The sequence below is a fragment of the Streptomyces sp. NBC_01591 genome, from assembly GCF_035918155.1.
Lineage (GTDB): Bacteria > Actinomycetota > Actinomycetes > Streptomycetales > Streptomycetaceae > Streptomyces.
Genome location: NZ_CP109327.1, coordinates 891707 through 913041, shown reverse-complemented (window position 1 = coordinate 913041; position 21335 = coordinate 891707). Strand labels below are relative to the sequence as shown.

At 71.2% G+C, this 21335-nt stretch carries 21 protein-coding genes; 16 read left to right on the top strand and 5 right to left on the bottom strand.

Translation table 11 applies throughout. The features are described 5' to 3' along the window. The first annotated feature begins 107 nt into the window (after window positions 1-107). The 7 genes from OG978_RS04515 (at window position 108) to OG978_RS04485 (ending at window position 6698) form a co-directional block, all read left to right on the top strand. A complete protein-coding gene (locus OG978_RS04515; protein WP_326763922.1) occupies window positions 108-503 on the top strand; it encodes a TOBE domain-containing protein in 396 nt (131 codons plus the stop codon). A gap of 47 nt (window positions 504-550) precedes the next feature. Then, the gene (gene modA / locus OG978_RS04510) at window positions 551-1348 is read left to right on the top strand and encodes a molybdate ABC transporter substrate-binding protein (RefSeq protein ID WP_326763921.1); all 798 of its coding nucleotides are present in this window, start codon (window positions 551-553) and stop codon (window positions 1346-1348) included. Between the two features lie 124 nt (window positions 1349-1472). Then, window positions 1473-3413 (top strand): ABC transporter permease, encoded by a 1941-nt coding sequence (locus OG978_RS04505; RefSeq protein WP_326763920.1) that lies wholly within the window; start codon window positions 1473-1475, stop codon window positions 3411-3413. A 355-nt stretch (window positions 3414-3768) separates the two neighbouring features. Then, on the top strand, window positions 3769-4566 hold the full coding sequence (locus tag OG978_RS04500; protein ID WP_326763919.1) for a tyrosine-protein phosphatase: 798 nt from the start codon (window positions 3769-3771) through the stop codon (window positions 4564-4566). Between the two features lie 94 nt (window positions 4567-4660). Further along, the gene (locus OG978_RS04495; RefSeq protein WP_326763918.1) at window positions 4661-5608 is read left to right on the top strand and encodes a hypothetical protein; all 948 of its coding nucleotides are present in this window, start codon (window positions 4661-4663) and stop codon (window positions 5606-5608) included. A gap of 142 nt (window positions 5609-5750) precedes the next feature. Continuing rightward, window positions 5751-6155 carry a J-domain-containing protein gene (locus OG978_RS04490; RefSeq protein WP_326763917.1) on the top strand — a complete coding sequence of 135 codons (405 nt, stop codon included), beginning with the start codon at window positions 5751-5753 and terminating at the stop codon, window positions 6153-6155. Window positions 6156-6206: 51 nt separating this feature from the next. Continuing rightward, window positions 6207-6698 carry a GNAT family N-acetyltransferase gene (locus OG978_RS04485; protein ID WP_326763916.1) on the top strand — a complete coding sequence of 164 codons (492 nt, stop codon included), beginning with the start codon at window positions 6207-6209 and terminating at the stop codon, window positions 6696-6698. Window positions 6699-6769: 71 nt separating this feature from the next. Here OG978_RS04485 and OG978_RS04480 read toward each other — a convergent pair whose 3' ends face one another. Beyond that, window positions 6770-7159, bottom strand: a complete 390-nt coding sequence (locus tag OG978_RS04480; RefSeq protein WP_326763915.1) for a VOC family protein — start codon at window positions 7157-7159, stop codon at window positions 6770-6772. A gap of 213 nt (window positions 7160-7372) precedes the next feature. On the opposite strand from OG978_RS04480, the gene OG978_RS04475 reads away from it, so the two are divergent. Continuing rightward, window positions 7373-7954 (top strand): DUF6328 family protein, encoded by a 582-nt coding sequence (locus OG978_RS04475; RefSeq protein WP_326763914.1) that lies wholly within the window; start codon window positions 7373-7375, stop codon window positions 7952-7954. On the opposite strand, the gene OG978_RS04470 is transcribed toward OG978_RS04475, so the two are convergent. Further along, complete coding sequence (locus OG978_RS04470) at window positions 7914-8741, bottom strand: VOC family protein (RefSeq protein WP_326763913.1); 828 nt, start codon at window positions 8739-8741, stop codon at window positions 7914-7916. The two genes, OG978_RS04475 and OG978_RS04470, sit on opposite strands and share 41 nt — an antisense overlap. A 134-nt stretch (window positions 8742-8875) precedes the next feature. Continuing rightward, window positions 8876-9208 (bottom strand): DUF6479 family protein, encoded by a 333-nt coding sequence (locus tag OG978_RS04465; RefSeq protein WP_326763912.1) that lies wholly within the window; start codon window positions 9206-9208, stop codon window positions 8876-8878. Between the two features lie 205 nt (window positions 9209-9413). Between OG978_RS04465 and OG978_RS04460 the strand changes: the two genes are divergently transcribed. The 7 genes from OG978_RS04460 to OG978_RS04430 all read left to right on the top strand — a co-directional run bounded on the left by OG978_RS04460 (window position 9414) and on the right by OG978_RS04430 (window position 18382). Then, a complete protein-coding gene (locus OG978_RS04460; protein WP_326763911.1) occupies window positions 9414-9803 on the top strand; it encodes a hypothetical protein in 390 nt (129 codons plus the stop codon). Between the two features lie 115 nt (window positions 9804-9918). Then, entirely contained in the window at window positions 9919-10485 is a 567-nt protein-coding gene (locus OG978_RS04455; RefSeq protein ID WP_326763910.1) for a 2Fe-2S iron-sulfur cluster-binding protein, read from the top strand. Continuing rightward, a complete protein-coding gene (locus OG978_RS04450; protein ID WP_326763909.1) occupies window positions 10482-11468 on the top strand; it encodes an FAD binding domain-containing protein in 987 nt (328 codons plus the stop codon). Before OG978_RS04455 ends, OG978_RS04450 begins: the two co-directional genes overlap by 4 nt. A gap of 75 nt (window positions 11469-11543) precedes the next feature. Then, complete coding sequence (locus tag OG978_RS04445) at window positions 11544-13643, top strand: xanthine dehydrogenase family protein molybdopterin-binding subunit (protein WP_326763908.1); 2100 nt, start codon at window positions 11544-11546, stop codon at window positions 13641-13643. A gap of 164 nt (window positions 13644-13807) precedes the next feature. Next, complete coding sequence (locus OG978_RS04440) at window positions 13808-14311, top strand: ATP-binding protein (protein ID WP_326763907.1); 504 nt, start codon at window positions 13808-13810, stop codon at window positions 14309-14311. Window positions 14312-14495: 184 nt separating this feature from the next. Next, entirely contained in the window at window positions 14496-15920 is a 1425-nt protein-coding gene (locus tag OG978_RS04435) for an NADP-dependent succinic semialdehyde dehydrogenase (RefSeq protein WP_326763906.1), read from the top strand. A gap of 38 nt (window positions 15921-15958) precedes the next feature. Next, complete coding sequence (locus tag OG978_RS04430; protein ID WP_326763905.1) at window positions 15959-18382, top strand: phosphoketolase family protein; 2424 nt, start codon at window positions 15959-15961, stop codon at window positions 18380-18382. Window positions 18383-18409: 27 nt separating this feature from the next. Here the strand turns inward: OG978_RS04430 and OG978_RS04425 are convergent, their stop codons facing one another. Then, window positions 18410-18733 (bottom strand): plasmid stabilization protein, encoded by a 324-nt coding sequence (locus OG978_RS04425; protein ID WP_326763904.1) that lies wholly within the window; start codon window positions 18731-18733, stop codon window positions 18410-18412. Window positions 18734-18938: 205 nt separating this feature from the next. Between OG978_RS04425 and glsA the strand changes: the two genes are divergently transcribed. Beyond that, window positions 18939-20300: a glutaminase A gene (glsA, locus tag OG978_RS04420; RefSeq protein WP_326763903.1), complete on the top strand. Its 1362-nt coding sequence runs from the start codon at window positions 18939-18941 to the stop codon at window positions 20298-20300. A gap of 102 nt (window positions 20301-20402) precedes the next feature. Here glsA and OG978_RS04415 read toward each other — a convergent pair whose 3' ends face one another. Then, a complete protein-coding gene (locus OG978_RS04415) occupies window positions 20403-21227 on the bottom strand; it encodes an endonuclease I family protein (RefSeq protein WP_326763902.1) in 825 nt (274 codons plus the stop codon). Window positions 21228-21335: the final 108 nt, after the last annotated feature.

The window sequence follows — 21335 nt, the reverse complement described above, 5'->3', positions numbered from 1 at the left end:
CGGCCCGGATCCGGCGCTTGGTGATTCCTCCAAGACGCCTGGCATTTGCTCCACAGATCACTCGGACGGATTGCAGCTGCAAGCCGGATTCGAATATCTTGTCGCACATGCAGTCCTACACAATCGGGCAGGCGGCGCGTCTGCTGGGGGTCAGCCCCGACACGGCCCGTCGTTGGGCGGACGCCGGAAGGGTCGCCACCCACCGCGACGAAAGCGGCCGCAGGCTCATCGACGGCCGTGACCTGGCCGCGTTCTCCATCGAGATCGGCCAGGGCGCGGGAGGCGAGGACGACCCCTCGTACACCTCGGCCCGCAACGCCTTCCCCGGCATCGTCACCGCGGTGAAACTCGGCGATGTCGCGGCCCAGGTCGAGATCCAGGCAGGCCCGCACCGGCTGGTGTCACTGCTCACGCGGGAGGCCGTCGAGGAACTGGGGCTGGAGGTCGGCATGCAGGCCACCGCCCGCGTGAAGTCCACCAGTGTGCACATCGATCGCGTCTGACCGCGCGTCACCCACGGCACGCATCAACTCCAAGGAGTCACGGGACCATGACGACCCCCCTCACCGGGCGCCGCACCGCCGCCGCGGTCATCACCGCCGCGCTGCTGCTCCCACTCGCCGCGTGCGGCAGCGGCGACGACAGCAAGAAGGAACCCGGCGGGAAGTCCGCGGATTCGTCCGGGGCCCGGCTGACGGTGCTGGCCGCGGCCTCGCTCACCGATGTGTTCAAGACCGCGGGCGCCGCGTACGAGAAGGGACACCCGGGTACGAAGGTGACGTTCTCCTTCGCCGGTTCCCAGGAACTCGCCGCCCAGGTGAAGCAGGGCGCGCCCGCCGACGCTCTCGTCACCGCGGACACCAAGACGATGGACGGGCTGAAGTCCGACACCGCGACGCCCACCGTTATCGCGAAGAACCGCCTCGTCATCGCCGTCCGGGAGGGCAACCCGGAGAAGATCGCGGGCCTGAAGGACCTGACGGACCCCGGGTTGAAGGTCGTCCTGGCGGCACCCGAGGTGCCCGTCGGCCGCTACAGCAAGCAGGTCCTCGACGCCCAGAAGCTCACCGTCGAGCCGGTCTCGCAGGAGCCCAACGTCCGCGCGGTCCTCAGCAAGGTCGAGCTCGGCGAGGCCGACGCGGGCATCGTCTACAAGACCGACGCCGCCACGGCCACCGACAAGGTCGACGCCGTCGACATCCCCGACGCACAGAACGCCGTGGCCTCCTACCCGGCGGCTACGCTGCGACAGTCCGAGAACGCCGAGGCGGCCACGGCGTTCGTGAAGTGGCTGAGCACCCCGCAGGCGCAGAAGATCCTGCAGTCGGCGGGCTTCCAGCAGCCGTAGGGCCTGTCCGGCCCTGATCCGCCGGGCACCCCAGGCCCGCGGTCCGGCCGACCGGGGTCCGGTCGGCGGGGGGAGCGGGAGCGACCCCAGTCCTGCCCGAACCGACCGATCGCGGGAACCTCCGATGAGAGCCCTCCGCAGCCGGGTGCCCGGCATGCGCACCCCCGTCGCCCTGGCGCTCCCCGCGCTGCTCGCCGTCGCGTTCCTGCTGATTCCGCTGATCGGCATTCTGGCCCGTACCTCCTGGGCCGACCTCGGGACCCATCTGACCAGCCCGGGAGTCACCCAGGCACTCAGACTGTCCCTGCTCGTCTCCTTCTGGGCACTGGGCCTCTCGCTGCTGCTCGGGGTGCCCCTGGCCTGGCTGCTGGCCCGGACCGACTTCCCCGGCAAGGCGCTCGTGCGCTCGCTGGTCCTACTCCCGATGGTGCTGCCGCCCACCGTCGGAGGCGTGGCACTCCTCCTCGGCTTCGGCCGCCGGGGACTGCTGGGGCCCTGGCTGGAGGACACCTTCGGGATCACACTGCCCTTCCATACCTCGGGCGCGGTGGTCGCGGCGACCTTCGTCGCGATGCCGTTCCTCGTCATCAGCCTCGAAGGCGCCCTGGCCGGACTGCGCCCCGCATACGAGGAGACCGCGGCCTCCCTCGGGGCCTCACCGGTCCGGGTGTTCTTCACCGTCACCCTCCCGATGGTCGCCCCCGGGCTTGCCGCCGGGGCCGCACTCACCTGGGCGCGGGCGCTCGGCGAGTTCGGTGCCACCATCACCTTCGCGGGAAATCTGCCGGGTACCACCCAGACGCTTCCCCTCCAGGTCTACCTGCTGCTCCAGGACTCCCCGGAGGCCGCCACCTCCGTCTCGCTGCTGCTGCTCGCCATCGCCATGGCCGTACTGATCACTCTGCGCGGGCGCTGGACCGGAGCGCCGCGCGACCGCGCACGCGGCTCGGAACCCCCGGCGGACGACGCGGCCGACACGGACACGGCAGCCCGGGCGGGCCATGAGATGCCCCCGGTCCCGCAGGAACGACGGTCGCTGCATGCCGAGGTCACCGGCTTCAACCGGCTGACCCTCGACGCGGCGCCCGGCACCACGATCGCCGTCGTCGGCCCCAACGGCGCGGGCAAGACGACCCTGCTGCGCGCACTCCTCGGCCTGACCCCGCGCGCCCGGGCCCGGCTGCGCCTCGGCGACACCGACGTCACCGCGCTGCCCCCGCACCGCCGCCAGGTCGCCTGGGTGCCGCAGGACGGTGCGCTCTTCCCGCATCTGAGCGCGCTGACGAACACCGCGTACGGGCTCCGCGCCCACGGCGTCGCCCGCGCCGAGGCCCGGCGCGAGGCGCAGCAGTGGCTCGACCGGCTGGGTGTCGGCCACCTCGCCCACCGCCGGCCCGCCCAGCTCTCCGGCGGCCAGGCCCAGCGCGTCGCCCTGGCCAGGGCGCTCGCCGCCCGCCCCTGGCTGCTGCTGCTCGACGAGCCGCTCGCCGCCCTCGACCAGACCACCCGCGCCCATGTCCGGCACACCCTGCGAACCCATCTCGCCGGGTTCGGCGGCGTCTGTCTGATCGTCACCCACGACCCCGTCGAAGCGGTTTCACTGGCCGACCGGGTGCTCGTGCTCGACGAGGGCCGCACCCTTCAGTACGCGCCACCGGCCGAGGTCACCCGGCATCCCCGCTCGCCCTGGGTCGCCCGGATGCTCGGCCGCAACGCCTGGCCCGGCACCGCCGCGCCCGACGGCACCCTGGCCCTCGCGGGCGGCGGCCGGCTGGTCGTCGCGGACGCGCTTGCCGAGGGGGCGGCCGCCCTCGCGATCATCGCGCCCGAAGCGGTCTCCGTGCACCACGACAGGCCCGGCGGAAGCCCCCGTAACGTCTGGCCCGGAACGGTGCGCGAGCTCACCGCCGTCGGCAGTCGGCTCCGGGTGGTGATCGTCTCCGACGAGGCGCCGGACCTGGTCGCCGAGATCACCCCCGAAGCGGCGACCGAGCTGGGTCTCGTCGAGGGGACTGCCGTATGGACGAGCGTCAAGGCGACCGAGGTCACTGTCGTCAGCCTCTGAGGGCGAAGATTCCGCGGGCTGTGCGGGTGAAGATTTCGCCGCCTGACCCGTCCCGCCTCTGCGAGAATCGCGGTGCCGGGAATTCAGGGGGCGTAGTACCGGCGCGTGCGCTGACCGGCGTTGCCCTTCGAGCGGGGTTTCGGAGAAAACACCGCTATTGGTGTGGTGTGCCCCTGACCTGGGTGTGGACGGTTGCGGTTTCACATTTCCTTTATCTCCGAAGATGCCCCCGATCGATGCCGCCCGGCGTTTTACTTTGTCGATTTCCCGGCTGCGTGCGACGTTTGATCCGGACAATTTGGTCCGGCCAAGCCGAATGAATTCGGATACGCGTCGGGAAAAGGGGAAGTTCATCGTGCAGACCGCCAGGGCCGTCCCGGCATCCACCGTCCTCAACCTGCGCGACCTGGGCGGTATCGCCCTGGGTCCGCACCACCGGGTCCGGGCGGGTGCCGTGCTGCGGTCCGGACAGCTCAGTGGGCTCGACGCGGCGCAGGACTCGCAGGTGGCCGCGCTCGGCATCCGTACCGTCGTCGATCTGCGGACCGCCGACGAGCGCGCCGCGGCACCCGACCGGCTGCCTCCCGGGGCGCGGCTGTTCGTCGCCGACGTGCTCGGGGACAATCCGGGTGTGGCGCCTGCCCGGCTGCGCGCACTGCTCGCCGACCCCGTCGCCGCGGAGCAGATGCTGGGAGGCGGGAAGGCGGAGGGGCTGTTCGCGGAGACCTACCGGCAGATGGTGCTCTCGCCGGGTGCGTCCGCCGCCTACCGGGCCTTCGTCGAGACGGTCGCCGACGACCGTGCCCGCCCGGTGCTCTTCCACTGCACGGCGGGCAAGGACCGTACCGGCTGGGCCACCGCTCTCCTCCTGATGATGGCCGGCGCGTCACGCGATGTCGTGCGTGCCGAGTTCCTTGCGGTGAACCCGGTGGTACGGGTCGCCTTCGCGCCCTATGTGCAGGACTTCCTCGACGTGGGCGGTGATCCGGATATCGCGTCCGCGATCATCGAGGTCCGCCCCCGCTATCTCGATACGGCGCTGGACGCCATGGACGAGAGGTGGGGCGGACTCGAGGGATATGTACGCAACGGCCTGCGCATTCCCGAAGCCGCGGTGGAACGGCTGCGCGACGGACTGGTGGTGCCCGCCTGAGTGGTGGTCCCGGGTTGACTTGATACCCCCAGGGGGTATCTTGAGAGGCGTCGGGAAGCGCTGCCTCCCGGTCGACCCGATGGAGGGAACCGTCATGAACAACGCACTGAGGATCACCGCCTTCGCCGCCGCGCTCGCCGCGACCTTCGGAACCGCGTACGGAGTGGGCAGGGGCGTCGACCCGCTGGTGGCCGCGGAGGACCGCCCCGCAGGGCAGCACGGCGGCCACGACGGGGGAGAGGAGGGCGCGGCGGAGGCAGCGGCGGACCAGGTGCCCGGCGGGCTGCAGATCTCCGACGGCGGCTACACGCTGGCCCTGGAAACACCGACGGTCCGGGCCGGGGCCCGGACCGAGATCCGGTTCGCAGTCAAGGACGACAGTGGGCGCAAGGTCACGGCCTATCGACGCGAGCACGGCAAGGAGTTGCACTTCATCCTGGCCTCCACCGACCTCACCCAGTACCGGCATCTGCACCCCGTCCGTGCGGCCGACGGCACCTGGTCGACCCCCGTCGACCTTCCCGAAGCCGGTGGCTACCGGGTGTTCGCCGACTTCACCCCGGCGGCCGCGGGTGCCGAGAACCTCACGCTGGGCGCGGATCTGGCCGTCTCCGGCGCCTACCACCCCGCCGCTCTCCCGGCCCCGGGCGCCGTCGCCGAGGTCGATGGCTACCGCGTCACGCTCGGCGGCGAACTCCGGGCCGGGCAGGCCGGCGAACTGAGGCCGTCCATCAGCAGGAACGGCCGTCCCGTCACCGATCTGCAGCCCTACCTCGGTGCGTACGGGCACCTGGTCGCCCTGCGCTCGGGCGACCTGGCCTATCTGCACGTCCACCCGAACGAGGGCGGTCCGGGTCCGGTGGTGTCCTTTACCGCCACGGCGCCCAGCGCGGGAGCGTACCGGCTCTTCCTCGACTTCAAGCACGAGGGAAAGGTGCGCACCGCGGCGTTCACCGTCCGGGTGGCGGAACCGGGGAACGGCGGCGACAGCGACGGACACCGGGAGAGCGGGGCCGAGGCGCCCGCGGGGCACGCGCACTGACGCGGGCGCGGGCGGTCCGGTCCCGAAGTGGCGTCGCACTGAAGCGCGTTGCGATGCGGGGACGTGGGTGCACCGGGGGCTCCCTCGGCCCCCTGGGTATGGTGAAAGGACCGGATTTCGAATCCTCCGAGAGGGGCGTACGTTGACCGAGCGCAAGCCTGCGGGCGTCAGCTTCGAATCATGGGTCGACAAGCAGATCCGGGAGTCCGAGCAGCGCGGCGACTTCTCGCAGTTGCCGGGATTCGGCAAGCCGCTCGAAAGTCTTGAGGCTCCCTACGACGAGAACTGGTGGATCAAGCAGAAGATGCAGCGCGAGGGGGTGTCGGTGCTCCCGCCGGCGCTGGCCCTGCGCAAACAGGCGGAGGATGTGGCCGAGGCCGTGTCCGGGGCGCGGACGGAGGCCGAGGTGCGGCGCATGCTGGCCGAGGTCAACGAGAAGATCCTGGCGGCCATCAGGCGGCCGCCGCCGGGACCGCCGCTGAACCTCAAGCCGTTCGACATCGACGCCGTGGTCGATGAGTGGCGCGCGGCGCGCGATCAGTCGTAGCCCCAGGGCCCGCGGTGGGTGCCCCGCAGCCGGATGCGTAATACTCCATCCATGACATCGAGCATTACGCACCGGGGTGGCGAGGTGCGACGGGAGACCGTACGCGTCAGGCGGGCCACTGCACGGGACGCGAAGCGGCTCACCCGGCTGGTCAGGACGTCCCGCGCCTACGAGGGGCAGTACGCCGCCATGGTCGCCGGATACCGGGTGGGTCCCGACTACATCGAGACCCATCGGGTCTTCGCGGCCGTGGAGCCCGGCACCGACCGGCTGCTCGGCTTCTACTCGCTCGTTCTCGCGCCGCCGGAACTCGACCTCATGTTCGTCGCCGACGACGCGCAGGGGCTCGGCATCGGGCGGCTCCTCATCGGACATCTGCGCGACGAGGCGGAGCGCGTCGGCCTCACCGGCGTCCGTATCGTCTCGCACCCCCCTGCCGAGGGTTTCTACCGGAGTGTGGGTGCCCGGCGGACCGGCACCGTGGCGGCCAACCCGCCCGCGGTGATGTGGGACCGGCCCGAGCTGCTGCTGCCGATCGACTGACCCGAAACGGAAGGGTCCGGCCGGAACCCGTGCCCGAGTCCCGGCCGAACCCCCGTGTTCAGAACGGTGTGTTACGAGGTGAAGCCCCCGTACGGGCGCGTGATGATCTCCATGGCGTGACCGGCGGGATCGAGGAAGTACACGCCTCGGCCGCCGTCGTTGTGGTTGATCTCGCCCGGATGTTTCTGGTGCGGATCCGCGTAGTACGTGATCCCGAGCTCCTTGATCCGGGCGTACGCCGTGTCGAACTCCGCCTCCGAGACGAGGAAGGCGTAGTGCTGCATGACGATCGAGGATTCGGGAATGGTCGCGAAGTCCAGTGTGACCCCGTTCGCGGTTTCGACCGCGATGAACGGGCCCCATTCCGCGCCGACTTCCAGCCCCAGAATGTCCGCCAGGAACTCGGCGGACTCCCGGTTGTCCCGGGCGTGAACGATGGTGTGATTCAACTCGACTGACACTGTGGAATGCCTCCAACAGGCATCTCACGGGCGCCTCCACGCCTCACCCAGCCGGTGACCGACGCGCGATGCCGTACTTAGAATCCTAGGCGAGGTCGAACTGATCGTCGAAGTCGGGCGAACAGATCCGGCCACCGCCCGTCCCAGATGACCGGTTACGGTGGGGGAGGAGGGGAACGCGACGTACTCCGGGTATTCGGACGGAGGCTCCCGGTGACCTCGACAGCACGTCTTTCCGACAGTCAGGGCCGCGACGACGGCCGCGACGAGACCCCCGATGAACGGGCGGACCGGCGGTGGACCGATCTGCTCCAGGAACTGCGCGTGGCCCAGACCGGCGTCCAGATCCTGTTCGGCTTCCTGCTCGCCGTCGTCTTCCAGCCCCGCTTCTCCGAGCTCTCGGACACCGACCGCACCATCTACGTGGTCACCGTGATGCTGGGATCGGCCACCGCCGCCGCCCTGATCGGGCCCGTTTCGTACCACCGGCTGCTCACCGGGCGGCGGCTCAAGCCACAGACGGTCACCTGGGCGTCACGCATGACCGTGCTCGGACTCGTCCTGCTGTTCTGCACCATGTGCTCCGCCCTGCTGCTCATCCTGCGGGTGGCCCTGCACAACTCCGTCGCCCTGTGGCTGGTCGGCGGCATGGCGCTCTGGTTCCTGATCTGCTGGTTCGTCTTCCCGGCCTGGGCGCTGGCCCGCACCTCGTCCATGCGCGAGAATTTGACCGCGCCCCGGCGGAACGGCCCGGTCAGCCGGAATCGCCTGCCGAGATCCCCCGGACGTCCGTGACCGTGAAGAGGCCGCCGTCCGGGTCCAGCAGGGTCGCCTCCGTGCCCTGCGTCAGCGGCCGCTGCTCGACCAGGCTGCCGCCGTACTCCCGCGCCGCCGCGACCGTGGCCGCCACATCGGTGACGGGGAAGTACACCTGCCAGTGCGGGCGGACCAGCGGATCGGGCGCCGCCTCCACCGCGCCGGAGCCGATCCGCACGAGCCGGCGCCCGTCGCAGTCGACGATGACCTCGTCCTTCTCGTACGACACCTCGCAGCACCCCGGCCGCCCGCTCGCCCAGTCGAGCACCTGGCCGTAGAAGATCGCGGCATCGAAGGCGTTCCTGGTGTGCAGACGCAGCCAGGCGTGCGAATGGTCGTCGGGCGTGGGAGGCGAGGTCGCGGGCTCGGTCCGTTCCCAGATGCCGAACACCGCACCGTCCCGGTCCGCCGCGAGAGCCCCGCGCCCCTTGCCGAGTGCCAGTGGCCCCACCGCGACCGTGCCGCTGCGCTCACGGATGCGCGAGGCGGCCGCGTCGGCGTCGGCGACGGCGAAGTAGGGCGTCCAGGCCACGGCCACCCGGTAGGCGGTCGCCACAGCGCCGATGCCGGCGACCGGTACGTCGCCCCGGCGTGCGACCGAGAACTCCTGCCCCAGCTTGCCCGGGCGGAAGTTCCACCCCAGCACGGCGCCGTAGAACTCCTGCGCCGATCCCAGGTCGCGGGTCATGAGGTTGACCCAGCAGGGCGCTGCGGGTCCGGTCAGCGGCGCCGGTGTCGACGCCTTCCCCGGGTGGCTTCCGGTCATGGTCCTACTGCCTTCATCGGTTCCGAGGTCTGGGCACGCCCGTGGCCGTCGGGCCCCACCAGCCTCACCGGGGGCGGCCGCGCCCGCAACACGCGATGCCCCCACCGCGGACCGATGCCGGGAAGTCCGCGGGGTCAGTCGCGCTGCTCGTCGGTCTCGCGGCGGATGGGTTCGTTCCCGTGGTCACCGAGTTCGTACGGCGAAAGGCCCCGGCGGTCGGGCGGGAAGTGGTCGTCGCCGTGCACATCGCGTTCCTCGATGTGGTTGCGGTGGTCCGGCCGCGGGGGCTGCTCGTCGGGTCTGGGTGGTGGCAGCTCCTCGGCCCGGCGCCGCATCCCGAGCCAGACCGCGCCGATCAGCACGGCCACCAGAGCCACTCCGACAATGCCCATCACCGACCCGGTGGCGCCCCGGCCGTCGGCGAAGGTGAGGGCCAGCGAACTCAGGTCTGCGTTCGAAACGTCCATGCTTGCCGGATACCCCGAGGCGGAGCCCTCACTCAGTAATTCACATGAATTCATGTTTTAAGTGGATATGACCTAAAAGGTGTTTCACTCCGAGGGGCACGATCCGTTCGGATTCCGGTGGTCTCGTGTCGCCGTCGCCCTGCCACGGGGTGAGCCTGGAGACATCCCCGAATCGCCCCAGGGGCACGGAGCGGAAGGAACCGCGGTGAACACCATCAAGGAGAAGCAGGCGGAGGGGAGCGGGTACGGCCAGGAGGTCTCGGTCGTCATCAGCGGGTGCGAGAAGGCCGACGCGCGGATGGTCTTCGACGTGCTGCGGGCCGCGTTCACCACTGACCGGGCCTCGGTCGACGTGCCGCAGAACCTCGCCGGGAAGCGCCCCACCGCATGGGTGGTGACCGTCGACGTCACCGAGGCGCGAGTCGTCTCGGGACCGGTCGCGCTCGGCGCGCCCGTGAGCGTCGATGTGCAGGGCGGTTACTGGGCGGTGGAGCGGCTCCGGCAGAGCCTGGCGCATGCCTTCGACGTGAAGGTCGTCGGGACCGTCTCCGGTGACCAGGAGGAAGAGGTGCGGCTGCGTCTGGCGAGCCGGTAGACCGATGGGCCGACCGGCCGACGGGTCACCGCCCGGCGGCGGAGCAATGAAGCGGGAAGCCGTTTCATGTCTGGTAGAAAGCGGACAAAAGGCCACCTCTGAAAGGTGCGAGTGCGTGGACCCCTCTCGCGGGCGGGACGACGGTACGCAACAGCCGGGAGCAACCGGCGACCGTTCCACCCTGACACTGCAGATCAATGGAACCGAGCGGACGCTCACGCTCGATCACCGCACCACCGTCCTGGACGCCCTGCGCGAGCACCTCGGCCTCACCGGTGCGAAGAAGGGCTGCGACCACGGACAGTGCGGGGCGTGCACCGTCATCGTCGACGGCCGGCGCGCCAACAGCTGCCTGCTGCTCGCCGTCGCCCACGACGGCGCCGCCATCACCACCGTCGAGGGCCTCGCCGACGGCGACCGGCTCCACCCCCTCCAGGAAGCCTTCCTGGACCGCGACGCCCTGCAGTGCGGTTACTGCACCCCCGGCCAGATCTGCTCGGCCGTCGGCATGCTCGGCGAGGCGGCGGACGGCTTCCCGTCCCATGTCACCGCCCGCAGGGCGCCCGTATCGGCCCCGGCACCGCTCGACGCGGACGAGATCCGCGAGCGGATGAGCGGCAACCTGTGCCGCTGCGGCGCCTACCCCCGCATCGTCGAGGCGATCGAGGACGTGACGCCGTGAAGCCCTTCGCCTACCTCCGCGCCAGGTCCACCGAGGAAGCGGTCCAGGAGAGCGCAGCCCACCCCGGAGCCGTGTTCCTCGGCGGCGGCACCAACCTCGTCGACCTGATGAAGCTCGGTGTCGAAGCCCCGGACCGGCTCATCGACATCAGCCGGCTGCCGCTGGACCACGTGACCGAGACCGCGGACGGCGGCCTTCGGATCGGCGCGACCGTGCGCAACAGCGACCTGGCCGCCCATCCCGTCGTACGCACCCACTACCCCGTCCTGTCCCAGGCGCTGCTGTCCGGCGCCTCCGGGCAACTGCGCAACACCGCCACGACCGGTGGCAACCTGCTGCAGCGCACCCGTTGCCCGTACTTCCAGGACACCTCCAAGCCGTGCAACAAGCGGGAACCCGGCACCGGCTGCCCCGCCCTCGACAGCGCCCAGCGCGATCTCGCCGTGCTCGGTCACTCCACGTACTGCGTCGCCACCCACCCGTCCGACATGGCCGTCGCCCTTTCCGCCCTCGACGCCACCGTCCACCTGCACGGACCGGACGGCGGGCGGACCCTGCCCGCCACCGGATTCCACCGCCTGCCGGGCGACACCCCCGACCGGGACACCGAGATCCGGCCGGGCGAACTCATCACCGAGGTGGTCCTGCCACCGCGCCCGGACGGCGCCGCATCCCTCTATCGCAAGGCCCGCGACCGCGCCTCCTTCGCCTTCGCCCTCGCGTCCGTCGCCGCCGTACTGAGCGTCCGCGACGGCCGGATCGAGCATGCCGCGCTGGCCTTCGGCGGGCTCGCCCACCGGCCCTGGCGCGCACAGGCCGCCGAGGACGTGCTCCGGGGCGCACCGGCCACCGAGGAGACCTTCGCGCGGGCCGTGGACGCAGAACTCGCCGCGGCCCGCCCGCTGCGCGACAACGCCTTCAAGGTGGGCCTCGCCCGCAACCTGGCCGTCGACGCGCTCGCCGAACTCGCCGCCGACAGCTGAGCAACCCGCCCCGGCGCCGCCCCGCCGACAGCTGAGCAACCGCACCAACGCCGACCCCGCCGTGAGGACCCCGTCATGAGCCAGGCCCCGCCACCACTGGGCACCCCCGTCGTCCGCCGCGAGGGCCGGGACAAGGTCACGGGCACCGCCCGCTACGCCGCCGAGCACACCCCGCCGGGGTGTCTGTACGGCCGGCCCGTCCCCGCCACGATCGCCCGCGGCCGCGTCGATGCCGTCCACGCGGACGAGGCACTGGCCCTGCCGGGTGTGCACGCCGTACTCACCCACAGCAACGCCCCCCGGCTGAAGGAACCCGACGACCCGATCCTCGCCGTCCTCCAGAACGACCGGGTCCCGCACCGGGGCTGGCCCGTCGCACTCGTGGTGGCCGACACCCCGGAGCGTGCCCGCGCGGGGGCCGAGGCACTGCGGATCACGTACGAGACCGACGGGCACGACGTCCTGCTGACCGAGGACCACCCCGGCCTGTACACCCCGGAGACGGTCAACGGCGGCTACCCCGCCGTCCGCGAACGCGGCGACACCGACCGGGCCCTCGCCATCGCCCCCGTACAGGTCGACGCCACCTACACCATCGGCGCCCTGCACAACCACCCCATGGAGCCGCACGCCACGACGGCGCAGTGGGACGACGACGGACATCTGACCGTCCACGACTCCAGCCAGGGCTCCACCGCGGTCCGCGACAGCCTCGCCACCGCCTTCGGGCTCCGGCCGCAGCAGATCACCGCGGTCTCCGAGCACGTCGGCGGCGGCTTCGGGTCCAAGGGCACCCCACGCCCGCAGACCGTCCTGGCCGCCATGGCCGCGCGCCACACCGGGCGCCCCGTCAAGATGGCGCTGCCCCGCCGTCAGATGGCCTCCGTGGTCGGCCATCGCGCTCCCACCATCCAGCACGTCCGGCTCGGCGCCGAACTCGACGGCACCCTCACCGCCGTCGACCACGAGGTCATCACCCAGACCTCCACCGTCAAGGAGTTCGTGGAGCAGGCGGCCGTACCGACCCGGATCATGTACGGCTCCGCCACCAGCCGCACCACCCACCGGGTAGTCGCTCTGGACGTGCCGAGCCCCTCCTGGATGCGCGCACCGGGCGAAGCCCCGGGCATGTACGCACTCGAATCCGCCATGGACGAACTCGCTTCGGCCCTCGGCATGGACCCCGTCGAACTGCGCATCCTCAACGACCCGGCGAACGAACCGGACTCCGGACGCGCGTTCAGCAGCCGCGGCCTGGCCGCCTGCCTGGAGAAGGGCGCCGCACGGTTCGGCTGGTACGACCGCGACCCGCGCCCCGCGGCCCGTGAGGAGGGACCGCTGCTGCTCGGCACGGGCGTCGCCGCCGCCACCTACCCCGTGTACATCGCCGCCTCCAGTGCCTCGGCGCACGCGGCCCCCGACGGCTCGTACCGCATCCGGGTCAACGCCACCGACATCGGCACCGGCGCCCGCACCGTGCTCGCACAGATCGCCGCCGACGTCCTGGGCACCCCCGTGGAGAACGTCCGGATCGACATCGGCAACAGCGACCTGCCCGACGCCCCACTGGCCGGCGGATCGTCGGGCACGGCCTCCTGGGGCTGGTCCGTGCACAAGGCGTGCACCCTGCTGCTGCGGCAGTTGCGCGAGCGCACCGGCCCGGTTCCCGCCGACGGGCTCACCGTCACCGCCGACACCCAGCAGGAGACCGCCGGGCAATCCCCGTACGCACGCCATGCGTTCGGGGCACACTTCGCCGAAGTCGCCGTGCACGCACGGACCGGAGAGGTCCGACTGCGCCGGATGCTCGGCGTCTTCGCCGCCGGACGCATCCTCAACTCCCGTACCGCACGCTCCCAGTTCATCGGCGGCATGACCATGGGGATCGGCATGGCGCTGACCGAGGCCTCCACCATGGACCGCGTCTTCGGCGACTTCACCGAGAGCGATCTCGCCTCCTACCATGTGCCGGCCTGCGCCGACGTGCGGGAGATCGAGGCGCACTGGATCGACGAGGAGGATCCGCATCTCAACCCGATGGGCAGCAAGGGCATCGGCGAGATCGGCATCGTCGGCGCGGCGGCGGCCATCGGCAACGCCGTCCGGCACGCCACCGGTATCAGGTTGCGCACCCTCCCGCTCACCCCGGACGCGCTGCTGCCGTACCTCCTGTGACCGTCTCCTGTGCCCCGGGCGGACGTCCATACGTGTTGCGCGACCGGTTCTGCCGGGTCACCCTGTGGAGTGACCCATAAGAGTCATCTGCTCACTCTTCGTGTTCGGGGGTCGTTGTTCAACGGGGCGAAGTTCAGTGGGCCTCGATGTGAGGAGCCTCGACGATGACCGTTCCACTCGACCGGCACTATCTGGTCGAATTCCAGGTTTCGGCAGAGCGTGTGACCCAGCTGCGACGAATAATCGCCGCGCACCTCCGCCACTGGAATCTCGAACTCCATATCCGGCCGGTGTGCCGGGGTGTGGAGGAGCTGCTGACCAATGTCCACCGGCATGTCGGTGAGGACAACCACTGCGTCGTCGAACTCCGCTGGTCCGGGCGGCATCTCACGGTCTCCGTCGCCGACAACGGCTCCGAGATGCCGCGGCTGCTCAGCAACGGCGGCGGTGGCCTGAGCCGTGTCATGGCCCTGAGTGACAGCTGGGGCACCTGCCGTACGGCCGAGGGCAAGGTCGTCTGGTTCACCCGGTACGCCGAGGAGCCGTACAGCGTGGATCTGGACCCGCTCACGCCGCTGCCTGGTGTGCGCGAGTTCCGACGCCCGCCCGTCGCGGTCGCCGCCCCCGTCGTCGAGCCCGTGACGGCATCCGACCCCGCTCTCGTCTGAGACGGCCCCACCGGGACCGGTACCGCCGCCGTCCGTACCCGCTGAACGCTTCCCCCTCCCGGCGCGGACGACGTGCACACGCACGCACGGACCGCGCCGGTCGGGTGTCCGCCCGGCGGGGCCCGCGTTGCGGCGCGGCGTACGGCACGGCACGGTCGAAGAACCGAGCAAGGAGGACACGGCCATGCCCATCGCGACGGTCAATCCCGCGAACGGCGAAACCCTCAGAACATTCGACGCGCTCGACGAGGCGGGGATCGAGCAGCGGCTCGACGCCGCCGACACCGCGTTCAAGCGGTACCGGACCACCGGATTCACCGAACGGGCCCGGCTGCTGAACCAGGCCGCCGGGCTGCTCGACGAGGACCAGCAGGACATCGCGCGCACCATGACCACCGAAATGGGCAAACCCGTCAAGGCGGCCCGCGCGGAGGCCGCCAAATGCGCCAAGGCGATGCGCTGGTACGCGGCCCGGGCGGAGGAACTCCTCGCGGACGAGCACCCGTCCCCGGCCGATGTGCAGGACTCCGGCGCCTCCCGGGCCTACGTCCACTACCGGCCGCTCGGTGCCGTGCTCGCCGTGATGCCGTGGAACTTCCCGCTCTGGCAGGTCGTACGGTTCGCCGCCCCGGCCCTCATGGCGGGGAACGTCGGCCTGCTCAAGCACGCCTCCAACGTCCCGCAGACGGCAATGTACCTGGAGGGCCTGTTCCGCCGGGCCGGATTCCCGGCGGGGTGCTTCCAGAGCCTGCTGGTGGGATCGGGGGCGGTCGAGGCGATCCTGCGGGACCGCCGGGTCGCCGCGGCCACCCTCACCGGCAGCGAACCGGCCGGTCGCTCGGTCGCTTCGATCGCCGGCGACGAGGTGAAGCACTCCGTCCTGGAGCTGGGCGGCAGCGACCCGTATCTCGTCATGCCGTCGGCGGACGTCGCGAGGGCCGCCCGCACCGCCGTGACCGCGCGGGTGCAGAACAACGGGCAGTCCTGCATCGCCGCCAAACGGTTCATCGTGCACACGGAGGTGTACGAGGAGTTCGCCGAGCGGTTCACCGTGGGCATGAGCAATCTGGCGGTCGGTGACCCGATGCAGGAATCCACCGACGTCGGGCCGCTCGCCAGCGAACAGGGCCGCACCGACCTGGAGGAGCTGGTGGACGACGCGGTACGGCAGGGCGCGAGAGCGCTGTGCGGAGGCGGCAGGCCCGAGGGTCTGGCCCCGGAACTGGAGCGTGGCTGGTTCTACGCCCCCACGGTCCTCACCGGGATCACCCCCGCCATGCGCATCCACCGCGAGGAGACCTTCGGCCCCGTCGCCTCCCTCTACCGCGTCGACAGTCTCGACGAAGCCGTGGCGCTCGCCAACGACAGCCCGTTCGGCCTCAGCTCCAACGTATGGACCCGCGACGCGGACGAGGCGCGTCGCTGCGTACGTGACCTGGAGGCCGGTGGCGTCTTCTTCAACGGGATGACGGCGTCCCATCCCGCGCTGCCCTTCGGCGGCGTCAAGCGCTCCGGCTACGGACGTGAACTCGCCGGGCAGGGCATCCGCGCGTTCTGCAACGCGACCACGGTCTGGTACGGCCCCGAGCCCGTCGGCGCCACCTCCTAGGTGTACTGACCACGAGCGCCTCTCGTCTGGAGACACGCATGAGCAACGCCCCCGGCCCGACAGCCCCGTCCGGCCCGACAGCCCCGTCCGGCCCGTCCGGCCCGTCCGGCCCTTCCGACGAGGAGATCGCGGCACTCGACGCGCACTGGCGGGCCGCCAACTACCTGGCCGTCGGCCAGATCTATCTGATGGACAACCCGCTCCTGACCCGGCCGCTCGTCCGGGAGGACATCAAGCCGCGCCTGCTCGGCCACTGGGGCACCTCACCCGGACTGAACCTGGTCCACACCCACCTCAACCGTGTCATCAAGTCCCGCGGCGTCCAGGGCCTCTGCGTCTGGGGCCCCGGCCACGGCGGACCCGCCGTCCTCGCCAACTCCTGGCTGGAGGGCAGCTACTCGGAGACGTACCCCGACGTCGGCCGCGACGCCGACGGCATGGGCCTGCTGTTCAAGCAGTTCTCCTTCCCCGGCGGAGTGCCCAGCCACGTGGCACCGGAGACACCCGGCTCCATCCACGAGGGCGGCGAACTCGGCTATGCCCTCACCCACGCCTACGGGGCCGCCCTCGACCACCCCGACCTGCTCGTCACCTGCGTCATCGGCGACGGTGAGGCCGAGACCGGACCGCTCGCCGCGTCCTGGCACTCCAACAAGTTCCTCGACCCGGTGCACGACGGAGCCGTCCTGCCGGTCCTCCACCTCAACGGCTACAAGATCGCCAACCCGACCGTGCTCGCCCGCCTTCCCGAGACGGAGCTCGACGCCCTGCTGCGCGGCTACGGACACGACCCCCTCTACGTCGGCGGCGACGACCCGATCAGCGTCCACCGGGCGATGGCCGCCGCGATGGACCGCGCCGTCGACCGGATCCGGGAACTCCAGGCCGCCGCCCGCACCGGCGGCGACACCGACCGCCCGCACTGGCCGATGATCGTGCTGCGCACCCCCAAGGGCTGGACCGGCCCGGTCGAGGTCGACGGGGTGCCCGTCGAGGGCACCTGGCGCGCCCATCAGGTCCCGCTGCCCGGGGTCCGGGACAGCGAGGATCATCTGCGGCAGCTGGAGGCGTGGATGCGCTCCTACCGGCCCGAGGAGCTCTTCGACGCGTCGGGGCGGCCCGGCCCCCAGGTGCTCGCCTGTGTGCCCGAGGGCGACGCCCGGCTCGGCTCGACCCCGTACGCCAACGGCGGTCTGCTCCTGCGTGAGCTGCCGATCCCGCCGCTGGACGACCACGCCGTCGAGGTCGACAAGCCCGGCACCGTGCTGCACGAGCCGACCCGGGTGCTCGGCGGTCTGCTGGAGGCCGTCATGGCCGCCACCGCCGAACGCCGCGACTTCCGCGTCGTGGGCCCCGACGAAACCGCCTCGAACCGGCTCGACGCCCTCTACGGCGCCACCGCCAAGGCATGGCAGGAACGGACGCTGCCGACCGACGAGCACCTCGCCCGCGACGGACGCGTCATGGAGGTGCTCTCCGAGCATCTGTGCCAGGGCTGGCTGGAGGGATATCTCCTCACCGGCCGGCACGGTCTCTTCTCCTGCTACGAGGCGTTCGCCCACATCGTCGACTCGATGGTCAACCAGCACATCAAATGGCTCAGGACCGCCCGCCGGCTGGCCTGGCGCCGTCCCATCGCCTCGCTCAACTACCTGCTCACCTCGCACGTCTGGCGCCAGGACCACAACGGGTTCTCCCACCAGGACCCGGGCTTCGTCGACCACATCCTCAACAAGAGCCCCGAGGTCGTACGGGTCTACCTGCCACCGGACGCCAACACCCTGCTCTCCGTCGCCGACCACGCGCTGCGCAGCCGCGACTACGTCAATGTGATCGTGGCCGGCAAGCAGCCGTCCTTCGACTGGCTCACCCTCGACCAGGCCCGCGCGCACTGCGCCCGCGGCGCGGGCGTGTGGGAATGGGCGGGTACGGAGGACGGCAGCCGCGAACCCGACGTGGTGCTGGCCTGCGCCGGCGACGTGCCCACCCTGGAGACACTGGCCGCCGCCGACCTGTTGCGCAGGCACCTGCCGGAACTGGCGGTACGGGTGGTCAACGTGGTCGACATGGCACGGCTGCTGCCCCGCGAGGAGCACCCGCACGGCATGCCGGACTCCGAGTACGACGCGGTGTTCACCAGGAACACCCCCGTGATCTTCGCCTACCACGGCTATCCGTGGCTGATCCACCGGCTCGCCTACCGGCGCGCGGGTCATGCGCAGCTGCATGTGCGGGGCTACAAGGAGGAGGGCACCACCACAACGCCCTTCGACATGGTGGTCCGCAACGACCTGGACCGCTACCGGCTGGTCATGGACGTCATCGACCGGGTGCCCGGCCTCGGCGTCCGCGCAGTGGCGGTGCGCCAGGCGATGGCGGATGTCCGCACCCGCCATCACGCCTGGATCCGTGAACACGGCACGGACCTGCCCGAGGTGGCCGACTGGACCTGGAACGGCTGACTCCGCCCCGGCTGCCACGACGTCGGCTCAGCGGCCGACCGCCCGTGCCAGCTCGGCCTTCGTCATGTGCGACCGTCCGTGGATGTTCTTCCTCTTCGCCTCTTCGTAGAGCTGGTCGCGGGTCGGCCCTTCCGCTCCGCTGTGGGAGCGCAGACCGCCGCGCCGCGAGGACGACATGTCCTCGATGGAGGTACGGCTCGCCGTCCTCGATTCCCCGGCGCGGGCGCGTGCCTTGTTGACCGTACGGGCTGCGATCTCCTCGGCCCGTTCCTCGCTGACCCCGCGCTCCTGCGCGCTCTCCTTGATGTGTTCGTACTGCCGTTCCCGTTTGGCGTTGGATCCGCGTGGCATGGTGCGGTCACTCCTCTCCCTGGGATCAGCCCGGGGCCCGGCCCGGGATTCGATCGGGGGCCTCTCCAGTGTCCCAGCGGCCCCCCGGGCCCGCATGCCTGCCGTCGATTCATTCCTTTCACTCCTAATATGAGCGAGTTCTCGTCCTGCGGGCGAGCTCTTGTCCTGGGCCCAGGGAGGTACGAGCGATGTCCACGCTCACCGTGTGGAAGGTCCGGTGAGCGCCGCCGCCGAGGCCGTCACCGACGCCCTGCGTGAACTGCACACACGGTTCACCGGACTGCGGGACGGTCAACTCGCCGACTACATCCCGCAATTGGCGCGGACCGAGCCGGATGCGTTCGGGCTGGCGCTGATCAGCATGGACGGCCACCGCTACAGCGCGGGTGACGCCGACGCCCCATTCACCATGCAGTCCGTGTCGAAACCGTTCGTCTACGCGCTCGCCCTGTCCGTCCTCGGGCTCGACGAGGTGTGCCGCTGGGTCAATGCCGAGCCCAGCGGGGAGGCGTACAACGCCATCAGCCTGGAACCGGACACCGGCCGGCCCGACAACGCCATGGTCAACGCGGGGGCCATCATCACCACCGCGCTGATCCCCGACACCCCCGACGCCCCGAGGTTCGACCGCATCCTCGACTGCCTGAGCCGGTTCGCCGGCCGACGGCTGGACGTGGACGAGCAGGTGTACGCCTCCGAGGCCGCCACCGGCGACCGCAACCGCGCCCTCGCCTATCTGATCCGGAGCACCGGTCCGCTGCCCGTCGACCCGGTCGCGGCGGTCGAGACGTACTTCAGGCAGTGCGCGGTACGGGTCACCGCGCTCGACCTGGCCGCGATGGCCGCCACCCTCGCGCACGGCGGCGTGAACCCGCTCACCGGCGAGGCGGTGGTCCCGGAGCCGGTAGCCGCGCAGGTGCTGGCGGTGATGGCGACCTGCGGCATGTACGACGCCTCGGGCGACTGGCTGCTGCGCGTCGGGCTGCCGGCGAAGAGCGGCGTGTCCGGCGGGCTGATCGCCGCCGGTCCCGCGAGGTTCGGCCTGGCGACGTACAGCCCGCGGCTGGACCCGACCGGCACCTCGGTACGCGGGCGCGCCGCGCTCGGCGCCCTGTCGGAGCGGCTCGGCCTGCATCTGATGCACAATCCGGCATTGGCCGGCTCCACCGTCACGCTCGTCGCCACCGCCGACGAGCTGCCCGCCGCCGGGGCCGCGCCACGGGACCGTGCCCCGCGTGAACGGGGCGCGGTGGTGGCCGCCCAGGGGGCCATCGACTTCACCGCGGCCGAGCGGGTGCTGTACGCGCTGGACGAGTCGCGCCCTGGGGAGGCGGGGCCGGTCGTGCTGGACCTGCGGCAGGTGACCGGCATCGACAGGGTGGCCCGGGCGATGCTGCGCAGCGGGCTCGGCCGGATCGCGGCGGACGGGGTGCGCACCGCCGTCGCCGACCCGGCGCGCCGGCTCACCCCGCCTGGCCCCGGACGGCAGGACGGGCCGACGGCCCTGCGGTGCTTCGCCACCCGTGAGGAGGCCGTGGCCTGGTGCACCAGCGGCACGGCCGACTGAGTGCCGCCGGCCCGCACCGTCACGTCGCCGGGTGGGCCGGCGACGTGACGGGGACGGCAACCGGTCCGGCGGTTGTCCGCCGGTTGTCCGGGGCGGTCGGGTCTACCAGATGGACTCGACCCACTCGGGGTGATCGATGAACGGGTTCCGGTTGTGCTGGTACTGGTCGAATATGACGTCGTTGCGCCGCTTCTCGAAGGTGTCCGGCGGGTCCTCCTGGCTCCACGCCTTCAGTACCGACAGCCGGCCGATGTTCGGGGCGGAGCCGTTGGACACGCTTTCGTTGGGTTCCAGGTCGGCGAAGGAGTCGTCGCCCTCGTAGCGCACCGCCATGTAGAGGATCATGCGGGCCACATCGCCCTTGACCGCGTCGCGCGGCTCGAAGGAGTCGCTGTCGGTGTAGTTGCCCGGTGCGCCGCTGACCGAGCTGCCGCCGTTGTCGAAGTCCTTGTTGCCGCGGATCGAGTTGACGGTGACATCCTCCGGGCGCAGGTGGTGGATGTCGGTGCCGGGGCCGGTGGCGGTGCCGAAGTCGCCGTGGGACTTGGCCCAGACGTGCTCGCGGTTCCAGTCCCCGACCGAGCCGCCGTTGGAGTTCTTGGACAGGGAGCGGCCGGTGTAGAGCTCGATCACGTTCGAGCTGTTGGAGGGGTCCTCGTCGGTGTCCTTGAGGGCGGTCCAGACCTGGCTGTAGGAGAGCTTGGTCTGGTCGCTGATGATCTCGTGCAGTGCGCTCTTCAGCTGGGTGCCGGTCTTGCCGAGCGCGTCCTGGTAGTACGTGTCGTCGAGTGCCCGGAGCGGGGTCGCGGTGGTGGGCGTGGCCTCGGGTGTGGCGGCCGGTGCGGCGGCGGCGGTGCCGCCGAGCACCGCGAAGGCGGCAAGGGTCGCCAGCAGCGGGCGCCGGTAACGAAGGTGACGACGGGACATGTGGGGTGTCCTCTCCGAAAATGCGTGCGCCACGACACCGTCACCAGGTGGGGGGCGGCGCCGCGGCGGTCGTGTGGTACGTGGTAGGCGGGAGCCTTCCACACGCAC